A 13,713-nucleotide genomic window follows, 5' to 3' on the forward strand; every position below is an offset into this window, starting at 1 on the left:
CCGCGTGGATTTGGGCATGAGCCCTGTACGAAAACGTACGGTTCTTCGATGAGGCGTCGAAGGGTTCGACATCGTCGGGAGACGGGATATGAATTCCAAATGGACGGCAGTTGATGAGGGCGCCGTCTTGGATTGCTAAGGAGCTTTCGCCCCAATTGGAAAGGGGCAAGCTATGATATGGCACTCCACCGCTACTGGCTCGTTTGCACCCGAAGACCTTTCTTCGCTGAAACAGATCTTCGACGACATTACCAGCCAACCATGGTTTGCAAAGGATCCAGCGACGCTGGAGAGCTTCGCCAAGTACCTTCTCGAAACCTTTCCTGGTTCGGCATACGACCCCGCGAAGCATCGTGCTGTCGCTGAGGCGTCCGCGCGTATGTTCTATGGCATTGCCGAAGGCGATTAAGCAAAAAGACGCGACGATGTCGTTCAATAGTAGCGCAGGCCGCACATCTCTGCCGCGTTCGATGCCGTGGGCAGACTGTGTGTCGCGAGGCCTCCTGGCGATGTGACCGGGCCGAATAGCATGTGGCGGGAACATCCGAGCGCGATGCTGGTTGTAACTTTATGAACAATTTAAAGTGGGTCCTGGATACCGCCACGTTTCGCTCCAGGTCGATCCAACACGTTGTAGCTGGAGGCTGGAGTGCATAAGGCGGATATCGCGAGGCTTGTTGAAATAGCTGCTTCGTTGGCAGCTAAGGAAGATCGTCATTTGCTTGTTTTTCTCTTGCGAATGGCGCTGATCGAAAATGCCGACACACGGGCTGGAAACCGCACCGAGGTTGACGGCGTAGAGGTTGCGGGAGACCAGCCATGAGTTATGACAAAACGCGTGCTCCTCACGGTTCGCTCTGGGGGGACCTCGACGAGAGCGCGCGATTTGCGAAACACCAAGCAGAGGAAGAGCGAGTTGCGCGGGAGAAGAAAAATGCCCGACTGCGTAGCGCGCGGCTGGGCAGCGAAAGTATCGCATTACATTCAAAGGCGTCGACACCAGACGATGGCCCAATTGTAGCATGAGCCTATTTCTGTCCACTATATGGTGTTGAAGCAGCTACCCGCGCTCAATGCCTCCAATCTGCCCCCCCCTCAACTCGCTGAAGAAAAGCGGGTGCAATCCGATCGAAAACCCGAACAAAAAGGCCCCCGGGGTTGATCCCCGGGGGCCGCCAACGCTGATTTGGCTTGGTCCGCCTAGACCGGCTTGCCGCCAGAGCAATGCGCGGGGTTTCCACCGCCGCAATGATTGGCACCGGCGAACGCCGAGGAACCCGTCGAAACGACAGCAAGCGCGAAAAGCGCAGAAACAATGTACTTAGCCATGCGTACCTTCTCCCAAATTGGACCGTTGGCATTCCTCGCTCACACGAGGGCGGCATATGCGCCGACAAAGAAAGTGAATCAATAATGAATGGCGGAAATGTGTCTCGATTAGGGGCATCAGATTCCCCGGTGCCACCCGACTATTTTGACAATGCTCTCGTAGAGCATGACTGCTCCGACGACGAAGCCGAGAAGTCCTACAATCAGCCATTTGAAGAAGGTGCCGACGGTCTTCACCGCATTAATCAGGCGAACGCCATCCTCGAGGGTTTCGAGATCATCCGGGCGAAGACGGGCAAGAAACTCCCGCGTTTCCTTCGGGAGTTCAGCCATGGCGCTTACCGGTTCCGCTTGCTCTTTCATGTACGTCACCCGGCGTTCTTGGGCGCAAAATAGGTGAGCAGTGTAGGTAACGCCGTGGTAATGGCGGCCATCAGCACATAGGCGTACCAGGGCGAGCCTTCTGGGAGAAAAACCGCGCCAGATACGCCGCCACCGATCGCGCCGCCTGCAGCCGCGGCGATCGCTTTCGAAATCTTATCCATGGTCATTTCCTCTCTTGAGTTGGGATCAGACGAGCGAGCCAAGCGCATCCTTGCGCACATCGAACGACGGGCAGGCCTTGGCGGCATATTGGTTGTGGCCGGCGACTTCCTTGATTGCCGGGTATTTGGCGATCAGCGCCTTTGCGAGGTCGAGCAGCGCCGACTTCTGGGCTGCCGTGCGGGTATCCTTCGGCGTCTTGCCATCCGCTGCGACGCCGCCTACGTAGACGATACCGATGGTTCCGCTATTGTGGCCGGCGACATGCGAACCAATCTGCGCTTCTGCCCGGCCGGGCCGCACCGTTCCGTCGAGGGCAACGACATAGTGGTATCCGATGTCCTTCCACCCATTGGCGAGGTGCCATGAGCGTATCGTGTCGACGGAGACCTCCCGCCCCTCTGGCGTCGCGGTGCAATGAACGATGATCTCCGTGATCTTCCGCGTTGCCTCGGGCTGCTTCAGGATCACAGTCGAGGCGATCGATGAGGCGATGGGGTTGGACGAGGTGAGTGGGAAAAGCAGAGCAATCGTACGGGGGCCGACGATTCCGTCCGCTGTCACGCCTTTGTCACGCTGGAATGCCTTCAAAGCTTCCCGCGTCTTCGGCCCGTCGATACCGTCGGCCAGTCCCGGTTTGTAGCCGAGCGCAATCAAGCGCTCCTGCACCTGCAGGGTCGTGGTCATGGAGGTTTCCCATCTCCGTTAATGATGTTCGCGGAATGAGATTGTCGGGGCTTTGACAATCCCGATAAAGTTGCGCACTATATTGCCACCGTGAAATTCCCCAAACATTCTCGGTGCGCCTCGATCCGGTTTTCCAGACCCTGCCGGATCGAGTTGCCGTGCACTCTGTCCCTGCCCGGAGGCGTGGCAGTGACGTGCACGACCCCAACCGCGGTGCGCTTGCGGTTTGCCATGGTGACGCCCCTTGGATTGCAGCCTTAGAAGGTGATGCCGTAGTAGTCGGCAAAGTCACCGCGGAGATAGTTGTAGATGGCGGTCACGCCCGCCTCGTCGAGCACGACGGGCGCGATGCCGAGCAGGCCGGAGACCGCTTTTCCGGTATAGCTGCTCGCGTGCTTGTGATAGCCGACACGCAGGTTCGTTCCGGTGTTGGAGTTCGGGCGGCTGGCAATCGCCGAAGGCGCTGGACTGGTAACAGACCCCCCGTAGCCCCGATAGATCGTAACGCCGGCCGCCACAGACCCGGTCGCCGCCCAAAACATCCAGGCACTTTCCGCGATATCGTTGACGGCAATGGATGACGTGATCGTCCCGGTCCCAGCGCCGAGCGACGCAAGCACCTTGAGAACGTCCGCATTATCAAAGAGGACAAGGTCCCCGATGCCGTTCGAGCCCGTGTCAACGTTGTTGTAGTTGCCGAGAAGGGACATCTTGGTATTGTTGGCAACCACGCCCGTCTTCTTCTGAACGACGCCGAAGTAGGTAAAGGCCGAGGGTGAATCCACGCCTGCGTTGATATACGAGCCCGCCCCGAGCAAGGCGCCGAGATCGGCGTCGTAGTATACAGGGTCGCCCACCACCACGCCGGGGACGGCGACATTGACGTAGTTCCGCAGCGCCGCCTCGTTGGAGCGCTGCGGAACGAAAAGACGAAGCAGACTGGGCGGGAATGCTGTCATGTCGAACGGGAAAGGCTGTGCGACCGAAAGCGGGAGGTGCCCACTGCCCGGGATAATCAGGTTGTTCCGGATGACGTTGACCATGGTGTGGCCTCCTCAGAAAAGGTGACGGTGCTGGTGGAAGGCGAGGCTGCGCGCGCCGCCGTCGTTGAGATGGTTGACGTCCAGCCAGAGGCCATCGGCCGATGTCTCCGAGTAGGGACCGATGATGGCGCTGTCGAAGAATGCGCAGTTGTTGGCCTTCGCGACCTCGAGCATCGCTTCCGCATAAACGCCTCGAGATGCCGCGCCGGCCCCGCCGCTCTCCGGGCACATGCACAGCAGGATTTCGACCCCCGGCCACGCAGCGCGGGCATTGGTGACGTAGGTGGTCAGGTGCGTCTTGAAATTGGCAATCGGCGTGTTCTGGTTGACGTCGTTGATCCCGAGACGGAGTTGCAGCAGATCCGGCACGATCGAGGCAGCGATGTCAGCAAAGTTGGCGCTAATCCAAGCCCATTGCTGCGCGTTAGTCCCGCTGTTGCCCGCCTTGCAATAGGCGACGCCAAGCGTCGAGCTGAAGAAAAACACGTCCGTGATGGAGACCTCGCCCGTGTTGCCGACGGTGTCGAGAGCGAACACCCGTGATGCGCCACCTGATGCGCTGGTGATATGGGCAACGCCGCTGGTAGCCGTGCCGTTGCCGACAACTGTCGAAACCACCGTGCCGCCGATCTTGGTGCGGAACGTGCCGGATCCGGAGTTGTCATAGAAGACAAACACCTCGTCGAAATCCATGGTGCCATAGACCCATGTGTCCGTGTCGAGGCTGGTGTGCATCGCATAACCATCGACCCCAAGTCTGCGCGTGGGGGCCGCCAAATCTATGTCCGTCAGCGTCCAGCCACCGGAGAGGGCTTGCGTTACTCCGTTGATCCCTGTCGTGCCACGCGCGGTCATATGCCCCTGCGCGCTCTTGCCGAATCGCGCGTAGAGGATATCGGCTTGCGCCTGCGGGATGGCCAGAGAGTCTTCCCAACTCTCGCCATTCCCAAGAATGACGACCGGAGAGACCTTTGCCGCCAAGGCATTGTAGACCCGGCGCAGCTTTGTGCCGTCCGTATATTGGCCGCCGATGTTTTCGGCGATGTAAGCCATCAGATCCGGGTCGAGACCCGTCGCGCCCAAGAGGCCGTTTCTGAGATAGACCGGCATGACTTCGACGCCGCTACCATTTTTGAAAACCCATAGCGGCAGGAATTCGCTGGTCAGCACATCGACGTCGCCGACCGGCACGAGAGGCTCGAATTGATCCCAGATGTAAGACAAAAAGTCAGAAGTGAGACCAGTGGCGCCGAAAAGGCCACCCTTGAGGTATGTCGGCATCACCCACCGACCGGCAGAATTCTTGAACATGGACAACGGGGTGATTGTGTTGTCCCAGGCCTGATCCATGAGGACGACTTCCCGAAGTGATATGTTGTCGACGTTGCCAAGACCGACATCGCTCTTGTTGGCAGCCTGCCACGCCTGCGACCCGGCAGTCATTCCGGCCATCAGGAACTTGCGGTTGTTGACCGTGCCTGTGGCCGGAACGTGGGAATTGCCATCGCCCGACGGGTGGATGTAGTTGTTTGCGCCGTCCTCGACGTTGATCATCGTGCGGACCTGCGCGGGCGTCAGGTCCGTCGGCGTGCCAGTTCCACCGCCTGCGACACGCCCCTTGATCGTGGCCTGCGCCATATCAGCAAGGCCGATCTGCCCCGAGCCCGAGAAGGCCAGGCTATTGTGGAGTGCAATAGCCTCAAGGTTGCCCGTGCCCGCGGTATCACGCCCGAGGAGCCGGTCAGTGGCAATGGTCTTGCTCGGATAAAGTCCATCCGTGACGACCTTGACCGCCGCCATCAGGTTCGCGATGGTCATGCGCTTAGGGGCATTCGCATCCTGGCTGTCGAAATACCCGATGCGGTCAGCGTCTACGGGTGTGTCCTTCGTTGACACATTATAATTCAGGTACAGCCCGTCAAAGTAAGCCTTAAGAGCCGTCTTGACGTTTCCCCAAGTCAGGCGCTTGGGGGCGTTCGCCGCCTCGCTGTCGAAGTATCCCACCCGGTCGGCGTCTACGGGGGTTGCCTTCGTCGACACACCCACGCTGGGGTACAGCCCGTCAAAGTAAGCCTTAAGAGCCGTCTTGATGGACAACCAGGTCACGCGTTTGAGCACATTGCTGGACTCGCTGTCGCGGATCGGCAGGGTGTCTGCGTCAGCCGGAGAGCCAAGCGTGGTGGCGGTTCCAAGAAGCGTAGAGAGCGCAGCCAGCGTGCTGTCGAGCTTCCCCTCAATGTCGGCTTCGAAGCCAGCGATAGCGGCCAAGGCTGCGGCAAGCTCTGCGGCGAACGTCGATGGCAACATGAGATTGGTGAGCGTCCATGCCCCCGATCCCGTCCCGCCATTGGTGACATATGCGCCGTTATAGGCGGCGGTGCTGTCGTTGTAGACAATACCGATAGAGCCGGACGGACGGGCCGCAGCCGCATACATCGCCGAACGCGTCGCATAGAGCGCGGCATTCCCGATAATCAAGCCCGAAAGCGTCGTGCCAACAATGTTTTCGATAAGCGAAAACAGTGCGATAATCTCGGCCTTCTTCGGCTTGTCCGGATTTGCCGATGGGCCGGCCGAATAGGTGACCTTGGCAGAATCGAAAAGTGCGCCCACGGCGTTTCTCCATGCGGAAGCGCCCCGCCAATGGCAGGGCAGAGTTCTCGGATTTTTGGGTCGTCAGATGATGGTTACGGTGATCGGGCCACTGGTTGGGCCAGGAACACCAGAACCGTTGCGCGGCACGGCGTAATAATCCCACACGCCTTGGGGCGCGCAGGTGACGGACGATTTGTAGAGGACTGCGTCGTCAACAGACCCGTCCCACGGCGCTCCGGCGGCCAGCGCGAATGCGTTGTTGCCACTGACCGACGTGAGCGAGCCGCGAAACGTCCCATTCGTCGACAGCGACGGCCCGCCGACGGTTGTCCCGCCGGTCAAGCGCGGGACGAGGATGTTTGCCGTCATGCCGGAGATAGTCACAGACCACCGCCAGAATGAACCGACATCGTCACCGGGCGCCGGGCTTAGCGATTGTGACAAGGTGCCTGCGTTTCCGGTGGCATGCGTTGCCTTGTGGGCTGCAATAGACCAGCCAGGCCCCTTTGACCAATCCGTATCCGCAGCAAAGTTACCATTGGCGAGCGCATTCACACGCGTCGTGTCGCCGTCCGTCCAGCCGTACGTGGTGGAGGCAACGGCGACTTGCGTGAAGACAGGCGTCAGGAGAGCAGGATTGAAGCTCGCACCCGTTGCGACCCGGTAGATATCGACAGTCTTTACACGCGGATCGTTCTTCGTTTTGAACGAAAACACCGCGTTGCCGAGATGAGGCGCGGAAGCGGTCTGGGTGAACGTATCCAGCGCCTGCGGTGCCACGGGGTCGGCGGTCGAAAAAATCTCGGAAACTGGCGACCAATTGCCATACTTCCCCTTTGAGGTGATGTATGCCGACTCAACCTCAAGCAGATAATCCGGTGGAACGGGAGCAGAGTTCACCTTTATGAACCCCGCAGAAGGGGAAGCGTCATTAAATATCTGCTCGACCCATTCTCCCGGAGATCCTGCGCCTGTATCTTTGATCCGATACCTGACAGAGAGCGACAGGTCATTGTGATCAGGGTCCACGATTGACAGCGCCAGATAAACACCACCGCTTTTGGCTTTAGCCACGATTGAATCGATATCTGGCGTTGGGATGTTCGCTATTGCCGGCTTTGGCGGGACAGGGGGCGCGGAGCCTTCGTCGGTTGCCGGATTCCACGCATCTATATCAACGGGATGCTTCACAAAATCCATCGTAAAGCCGCCCTTCGTCAGGGCGAGAACAGACCGACGGTTTTCAACGACCGCGCCGTCCAGAGACGGCAACCCCATCGGAGTTTCCATCCTGTTCCAGCGCTTGTAGACCGCATTGATGCCTGACAGCCTTACGTCTAAAGCCCCCTTCTTTTTCTCCTTGAACCTACGCCAATCGCGAATGCCAAGGCGTCTTCCCTGCCTCCACTGTGTGCACCACCCGTAGTCGGCCTCCTGCGCCAGGATTCGACCAGCAACCAATTGCGCAGCTGTATCTTCAAAGAAGTCAGTATCAGTGGTTGTGTAGTCGGTCAGGGGATGGGTAATCTTGGGGATGAGGCGGTTGCATTCATCCTTGAACAAAACATCATGCTGAAGTTGATAACCCGTGATGTCACGGTCTTTCAGGACCCCGCAATATTTCTCGCGGAACTTCCCGACGACAAAAAGAAGCGCGCCATCCCCGCGCTCGCAAAGCCAGCCATCGCAGGTGGCGAGAATAGCGTTTGTGCCGACTTTAGGGTCATTTTCCGCCGTAGCGAAACCGTCGCACAGGTAGCGCTTTTCTGTTCCGCCCCCGTTGAGCGCCACATCTTCATCGCAAACGTCGGCTTCTTCCTTCCACATGTCGATGACAGGCAAGATCGCTCGCGTGTAGTCTCGACGGTGGCCAAATTCCGAGAAGCACTGATGCCAAAGCATGATGAGTGCTGCGTTGCGGGAATAGGTCCATGTCGACGGAGAACTCGGACTCTGGGCTGGATCGCGCGGATCCCAGACTTTTGCGCCTTCGACCTCAACGGAATACCGCGGCGCGCCGTATGGAAACTTAGTGGTGAATTCCTTCGCTTTGGGTGTCTTTGCGATGAGCGACAGAGAGGCTTGTCCGTCGCCTCGATGATTACTCGTCCACACGGCGTCCGCCGACAGGTCGGCTACAATCGGAGCGTAAGCCGTTTCGGTGGGCAACCCGATGCGGTGGTCAAGTGCTATGAGATCGTATCCATAGCGACCGTCCGCCAGAGGCTGAACGTTGCCGCCACCGTCGATCGTCACAACGTCGTCATGCAGCCAACGCTTTGTAATGGCGTTAATGCGGTGGCCAGCGATTGCTTGAACCGCATAGAGCTTCGAGCCCTTCGCCTCCCAAAGCATAAATGCACCAGCGACGCGACGGCGACCGACTACCCACTGCCGATACGGGATGGCCTGCGTTACAGGCTGCTTGCCGTCATCCGGCTTCGGAGGCTTCGGTGCAAGGAGATATTGCAGACCGATGGACAGCGCGGTCGTCGCGATGGCTGAGGCGATTGTTGCGGCAGAAATACCAGCTATAGTTATATTGCCGAGCACCGTTCCCGCAAAAATCGGCGTGAAGATCGGGTCGAATACGACTTGGCTATAGAGAGATGTCGTGTGCCCCAGGCCGTAGCGCTGAAGCATCATTCGGCTGTGAAAACTCAAGTGGAACCCTCCATGCCGCGACCATTTCGGCGCGGCGGGCGATAACTCCTGCAGGAGAGATCGACGCCCAAAGCGGGCCAAATCTTATTGCCCCAACATCCGTCACGACGACTTCGCCCGCGTCATCGCCGGCCAACATGCGGACGAGGCCGACGTCTCCATCTTCCGGAGCGTCCGTGCGCGTGGCGCCAATCGGCAGCAGGCGGCCGTCCATGAACGCCACCGCACCGCCCGCAATGGTCATGATTGCGTTGGCGCCCGCACGTGTACTGTAGGAGCCGCGAAGATCCGACGCCGGGTCGATCCCTGACCGCTCGGCTATCCAGGTGGCGCAAAACGTCATGCAGTCGTCGCCGACTGCCCCGCCCCATCGAAACCGATGCGGCAAGCTTAGAAAGCTCTTGATGTCCATGAGTTCTCGCGAAATTAGTAGTTCGGCCAAACCGGCGACACGCCGCGAGCCATGCGGGAAGTGTTGTCGCAAAAGAGGTCTGTCAGCGAGATTGCCTTTTGCTGAGCAGCAGACCAGATCGAGCGCGCTGGGCGACTTCGCGTTTCGCTGCCAGCCGCGATTACCAGTCCAAGCGTCAGGGTTCGGTTCTCCACGCCCATCACGGTCGGACTGGACTCTGTCGGGTGGCTGGCCGTGCCGCGCCATAGCGGCACGATTTGGCTCATCGGCTGGTAATAGTTATCGAGCGTCGTGATGCCGACAAACACGTCGGCTCCTCGCACTGGCGGGATGCTCGCCAAAACCCGCGCACCACTTGTCGGGTCGACACCTGAAATCGCGAACTCGACGCTATCCGCAGTACCGTTCACCAGCGTCTCAAGTGTCGGGACGCCAATGAGGCGTCCGCCACCAAGGTAGACCGCGCCGCTTTCGTCAACGCTTTCGATCTGTATCGGAATGTCGTTGACGCCGAGCCAAACCCGTAGCGGCGGCGACGTGGATATGTGAAGAAAAATTCCAAGCTGGTGGCTTTCGGCCAGCGCGTCGGTGACGTTGGATGGAACCCAATCGCTCATCAAGCCTCCACGAAGCGCATGTCCTGCTTAATCGAGAAGAATGCCTCGGTCACGGACGGAAGAGTAAAGTCGGCCGGGAAACGCCCGACGAAACGAGGGCGGGCGAACTCGACACGTGTCTCAGCAGTCACCGCTTCCCGCAAAGGTGGGTTGATCGCCAGCGTATACGTACCGTTGGTGCTCGACGGAGCGGAGATGACCTCCCAGTATCGATAGGCTCGCCATCCTTTTGTCGGGTGGTAAATCGAGAACCAATCACTGTGCCGAAGTCGGCGGGATAGACCTGTGGTCGTCAGCGACAGAACGCCGGCATTCAGCGATGCATCGGTCGATACTTCGCCCCATACGGTGGCCTGGCTATAGCCGGCTCCATCACTGAAAAGCCCGCCATCTGAGTGAGGAATACCAGTCAAGTACGGCGCGCTTAGTCCGCCAATCTTAGGAAAGGGGCCCCACCAGTCTGTGGGGATTGGCACGTTGATGAGCCGGAAGCTACCATTCAGGCGCGCACTGAGCATATTGACATATTCGTGCTGCTCCTCTGTGGTGATCCTGCAGCTCTCATAGGATGCGGAGATGAGCCCGCCGCCGGACAATTCCGAAGCGGCGGGCTCGCCGGCTATTGGTCGGCCCCCCTCAAGCGCGGCACCTCTAACGTCGACTGGCACCCTTTCAGGCGCAAGGAAGTCAATGTCGACAGTCGGCAAGCCGATGAATGCCATAGCTAACCCTTGTCTGTTTGGTAACTCGCCTGCACAGAGCCAAATCCACCGCGCCGCATCTGGTCATTCTGACCAGCAAGCGCTTCATTGACACCCTGCCGCACAAGCATGCGGACATGGTCGTCACCGTTGGCGCCTTGAATCTGAACGGTTAGAGCGGACTCGTTTCGAATGGTGCGCGGCCCACCTGACGGGGTGAGGCGGGGTGCGCGTGGGGCGTTGATCTTGGTGTGGTCTGTGACTGTTTCGCGTGGATGCATGAGCGCCAGAAAGCCGCCCTTTCCATCTAGGCCGCCCGATCTGGCGCCCATGCCTGTGTTGCCGCCGCCGTCGAAGCCAGGCATCCCTTTGAGGAAGTTCCCCAGCGTCGTGTTCGGCTTGAACGAGGAGGAGAACAGGCCAGAGAGGTCTATTCCTCCAGACGCACCCCCAATGCCAGATGTCAGGTTGGTCGCGAGTGAACTAAGGCCTTTGGTGGTTTCGGTAGAAGCCGAGGCCATCTTTTCGAGCGCAGCGGCAGCGGTGTCGGCGCCCTTCCCGATACCGTCCCAATTGCCGACACCGACCTTTGCAGCGCCGTACCACGCACCCCATCCGCTCTTCTTTGCATTGTCGAGTGCAAAATCAACGCCAGCAGGGCCGTTAGCCGCAAGAGCCGGATCAAGCCCGGTCTGCTTCATCATGGCGTTGCCGAGTCCGCCGCCCTTGTAGAGTTGGAAAGGGCCAAACGACGGCTCGCGTACGCCATTCTTGACGAAGTTCGACTGGAGATTCCAGCTATCCAGGCCGCCCTCAGATTTGGCAACCTTGAGGGCAATAGCCGGGTCGATGCCGCGCTTAATAGCCGCCTGCGTGATATAGGAGGCAATGTCGCCAGTAGGCAGAGCAGCCGGCAACGCCGAACGGGAAACAGCGCCCACAGGGGCAGCAGCAGCGCCAAGCAGTTCACCCAGCGTAGTCGTCGCCGAAAACGACGCGCCGCTGGCTCCCCCGCCGAGTTTCGGCATCAGGGCAGATGCTAGCGCGCTATCGATCTGCGAGAACAGACTTTCCAGTGACTTTTGCATCGCGCTGGCGGCGGCACTCTTCACCGCATCCCCGAACGCCTCGCCTAAGCTCTTCCCTTCCGATATGAGTCCAGTAGAGAACTGCATCGCAAACGACTTGAAGCCGTCGGCGATCTCCTCCTGCTGCAACGACTGCCGGATCGCCTGCGCGTTGCTATCGGTGAGATCGTCGGAAAGCCCATACTGCCTTTTTGTCGTGATGACCTTCTGGTCCGTCTGCGACAGGGAGTTGAAGCGCGCAGCGTTGAGCAGGTCTTGCTGTAGTTTGGTTTCGGACAGCGCCTGCGAGTATTTCTCGTACAGCGCGACCTTCTGCTCGATTTCCGCACGCTGTGTCGGACTAAGCGACTTGCCCTTGTCTTCTGCCTGCTGAAGCAATTCGAGACGGAATCGCGCCGCATCCGTCGCCACACCGTACTGACCAGTGAGCTCCATTTCGAGCTGCAATTGGCCGATGCGGTCGTTGGCAGACTTGATCAGATCGCGGTAAGCGTTGGCCGCTTTCTGTGCGGCTGTTTCCTGCTTCTTGCCGGCGTTGTCTGCGCCAGGCAAGCCATCTAGCTCAATCAGCGGACGGCGTTCCGGGGTGGGTCCATTGAAAGGCAAGACAGCCCCGATGCCACCCATTGTGCCATCGGCAGTACGCTCCATACCGCCATATGTTCCGCGACTGGGGTGCCGGGAAGTCAACGCTATAGCGGCGTCACGATCAAACGTCTTCGCCTTCCCCGACGCATTGGCGATGGCTGCGGCCAATATATCAAACTGCTTCGCGAAGTCCGCGATCGTCGGAATGCCGGTTTCCGAGATGAACCCGGCGAGCGCATCCTGCACGCGTTTGGCGTCAGCGGCTGTGGCGGTTCCCTTGTCGATCCTTGACTGAAGATCGTTGAACGCCTTCTGGAGTGCAACGATTCCATCGACATTGTCGCTACTCTGCTGGATGTCAGTCTTCAGCGCCGTGAACTCAACATTCACGTCCGCCATTTGTTTCCGCAGATCATCCCATTGGGCGCTTTTCCCAACTTGGAGTGCTTCCGCAAGCTCCCTGTCTCCGGCTATCTTCTGACGTTCGTCGTTGTATGCTTTGAGGGCGGGGAGTGCATCCCCCCACTTAGCCACCACACCAGCAACGAGTTCGGCTTCCCTCTTCAGAGTTTCCTCTGATTTGGCCCCACCCCATTCTAGAGCACTAAAATACTGAATTAGCGCTGCGCTCGCTGCAATCGACCCGATCGTAACGAGCGACATCGGGTTTATGATTTGAGCAAAAGCTCCGGCAACCGCTGGGCCGACAGATTGTCCACTTGCTTTGATGTCGTTGAAAACAGCCGCAACTTGCGGGCCCTGTTGAAGAGCCACCGTATACCACGGCATAAATGGGGCCGTGGTGATCGTATCAAACCCCTGAGCGGCAAGGTTAGACGCGTTAAACGCACCGCCTGAATTCCTTCCCCCAAGGGTATCTTTCAGCGCAGCGTTTCGCCCCTTGATCGCTGCAGTACTCGCGAGGGCTGCCTGCCTTTCGCGCTGGATGGCACTCGTCATCTCGTCGGCTGAGATTGCGCCGATAGCATGTGCGCGCCGAATGTCCGCCACCGCGGTCTTGTAGTTATTGATCGTCGCAAACAGCGGGCTGTACTTGGTGCGAAGGCGCTCGAGCTCCTTGCCCTGGTCGGCGAGCGCTCCGGTCCATTCCTTGGCGCCCTTCGTGCCGACGCCAACCATGGCATTGATGCGGTTTTGCATCGCCGTAGTCATGGCATTGTCGATGCCTCGGCCTAGGCTGTCGAACTGTTTCTGCACCTTGCTGGTGGAGGAACCGATCTCCTGCTCGAGCTTCTTCATGCCCCGCCGGATCGTGGCGATGTCAACGCCAATGGCGATAATCATGTCGTCGTTGGAGTTGTCAGCCAAGGCAGATTCATCCTAAAATGGAGAGGCCCGCGCAAGGCGGGCTTCAAGGGAATGTGGTATGAAGAGGATGGCGTCTATATTTGCCGCGGCAGCCTTGCTGGTCGCGAGAGTCTCAGT

The 13,713-nt window shown here is 59.0% G+C and carries 13 protein-coding genes; 2 read left to right on the top strand and 11 right to left on the bottom strand.

Annotation, left to right across the window (positions count from 1 at the left end):
• The first annotated feature begins 172 nt into the window (after positions 1-172).
• Together MUO32_RS05080 and MUO32_RS05085 are read left to right on the top strand one after the other, a co-directional pair.
• Positions 173-409, top strand: a complete 237-nt coding sequence (locus MUO32_RS05080) for a hypothetical protein (RefSeq protein WP_257947176.1) — start codon at positions 173-175, stop codon at positions 407-409.
• A 240-nt stretch (positions 410-649) separates the two neighbouring features.
• Positions 650-823: a hypothetical protein gene (locus MUO32_RS05085; protein WP_257947177.1), complete on the top strand. Its 174-nt coding sequence runs from the start codon at positions 650-652 to the stop codon at positions 821-823.
• A 377-nt stretch (positions 824-1,200) separates the two neighbouring features.
• Here the strand turns inward: MUO32_RS05085 and MUO32_RS05090 are convergent, their stop codons facing one another.
• The 11 genes from MUO32_RS05090 to MUO32_RS05145 form a co-directional block, all read right to left on the bottom strand.
• On the bottom strand, positions 1,201-1,329 hold the full coding sequence (locus MUO32_RS05090; RefSeq protein WP_257947178.1) for a hypothetical protein: 129 nt from the start codon (positions 1,327-1,329) through the stop codon (positions 1,201-1,203).
• 117 nt (positions 1,330-1,446) lie between these two features.
• Complete coding sequence (locus MUO32_RS05095) at positions 1,447-1,692, bottom strand: hypothetical protein (protein WP_257947179.1); 246 nt, start codon at positions 1,690-1,692, stop codon at positions 1,447-1,449.
• Between the two features lie 5 nt (positions 1,693-1,697).
• On the bottom strand, positions 1,698-1,874 hold the full coding sequence (locus MUO32_RS05100; protein ID WP_257947180.1) for a hypothetical protein: 177 nt from the start codon (positions 1,872-1,874) through the stop codon (positions 1,698-1,700).
• Positions 1,875-1,899: 25 nt separating this feature from the next.
• Positions 1,900-2,559 (bottom strand): peptidoglycan-binding protein, encoded by a 660-nt coding sequence (locus MUO32_RS05105; RefSeq protein WP_308311255.1) that lies wholly within the window; start codon positions 2,557-2,559, stop codon positions 1,900-1,902.
• Between the two features lie 257 nt (positions 2,560-2,816).
• On the bottom strand, positions 2,817-3,602 hold the full coding sequence (locus MUO32_RS05115; protein ID WP_257947181.1) for a hypothetical protein: 786 nt from the start codon (positions 3,600-3,602) through the stop codon (positions 2,817-2,819).
• Positions 3,603-3,614: 12 nt separating this feature from the next.
• The gene (locus tag MUO32_RS05120; RefSeq protein ID WP_257947182.1) at positions 3,615-6,215 is read right to left on the bottom strand and encodes an SGNH/GDSL hydrolase family protein; all 2,601 of its coding nucleotides are present in this window, start codon (positions 6,213-6,215) and stop codon (positions 3,615-3,617) included.
• Positions 6,216-6,278: 63 nt separating this feature from the next.
• Entirely contained in the window at positions 6,279-8,861 is a 2,583-nt protein-coding gene (locus MUO32_RS05125) for a hypothetical protein (RefSeq protein ID WP_257947183.1), read from the bottom strand.
• Positions 8,797-9,273 carry a hypothetical protein gene (locus tag MUO32_RS05130; protein ID WP_257947184.1) on the bottom strand — a complete coding sequence of 159 codons (477 nt, stop codon included), beginning with the start codon at positions 9,271-9,273 and terminating at the stop codon, positions 8,797-8,799. The genes MUO32_RS05125 and MUO32_RS05130 overlap by 65 nt, the downstream gene beginning before the upstream one ends.
• 14 nt (positions 9,274-9,287) lie before the next feature.
• Positions 9,288-9,890: a hypothetical protein gene (locus MUO32_RS05135; protein WP_257947185.1), complete on the bottom strand. Its 603-nt coding sequence runs from the start codon at positions 9,888-9,890 to the stop codon at positions 9,288-9,290.
• On the bottom strand, positions 9,890-10,612 hold the full coding sequence (locus MUO32_RS05140; RefSeq protein ID WP_257947186.1) for a hypothetical protein: 723 nt from the start codon (positions 10,610-10,612) through the stop codon (positions 9,890-9,892). The genes MUO32_RS05135 and MUO32_RS05140 overlap by 1 nt, the downstream gene beginning before the upstream one ends.
• 2 nt (positions 10,613-10,614) lie before the next feature.
• Complete coding sequence (locus MUO32_RS05145) at positions 10,615-13,596, bottom strand: tail length tape measure protein (protein WP_257947187.1); 2,982 nt, start codon at positions 13,594-13,596, stop codon at positions 10,615-10,617.
• Positions 13,597-13,713 lie beyond the last annotated feature (117 nt).

The organism is Shinella sp. CPCC 101442 (assembly GCF_024704725.1).
GTDB lineage: Bacteria > Pseudomonadota > Alphaproteobacteria > Rhizobiales > Rhizobiaceae > Shinella.

Coding starts and splice junctions, on each gene's coding strand:
- MUO32_RS05080 (WP_257947176.1), top strand. CDS start 173: ATGATATGGCACTCCACCGCTACTGGCTCGTTTGCACCCGAAGACCTT.
- MUO32_RS05090 (WP_257947178.1), bottom strand. CDS start 1,329: ATGGCTAAGTACATTGTTTCTGCGCTTTTCGCGCTTGCTGTCGTTTCG.
- MUO32_RS05095 (WP_257947179.1), bottom strand. CDS start 1,692: ATGAAAGAGCAAGCGGAACCGGTAAGCGCCATGGCTGAACTCCCGAAG.
- MUO32_RS05100 (WP_257947180.1), bottom strand. CDS start 1,874: ATGGATAAGATTTCGAAAGCGATCGCCGCGGCTGCAGGCGGCGCGATC.
- MUO32_RS05105 (WP_308311255.1), bottom strand. CDS start 2,559: ATGACCACGACCCTGCAGGTGCAGGAGCGCTTGATTGCGCTCGGCTAC.
- MUO32_RS05115 (WP_257947181.1), bottom strand. CDS start 3,602: ATGGTCAACGTCATCCGGAACAACCTGATTATCCCGGGCAGTGGGCAC.
- MUO32_RS05130 (WP_257947184.1), bottom strand. CDS start 9,273: ATGGACATCAAGAGCTTTCTAAGCTTGCCGCATCGGTTTCGATGGGGC.
- MUO32_RS05135 (WP_257947185.1), bottom strand. CDS start 9,890: ATGAGCGATTGGGTTCCATCCAACGTCACCGACGCGCTGGCCGAAAGC.
- MUO32_RS05140 (WP_257947186.1), bottom strand. CDS start 10,612: ATGGCATTCATCGGCTTGCCGACTGTCGACATTGACTTCCTTGCGCCT.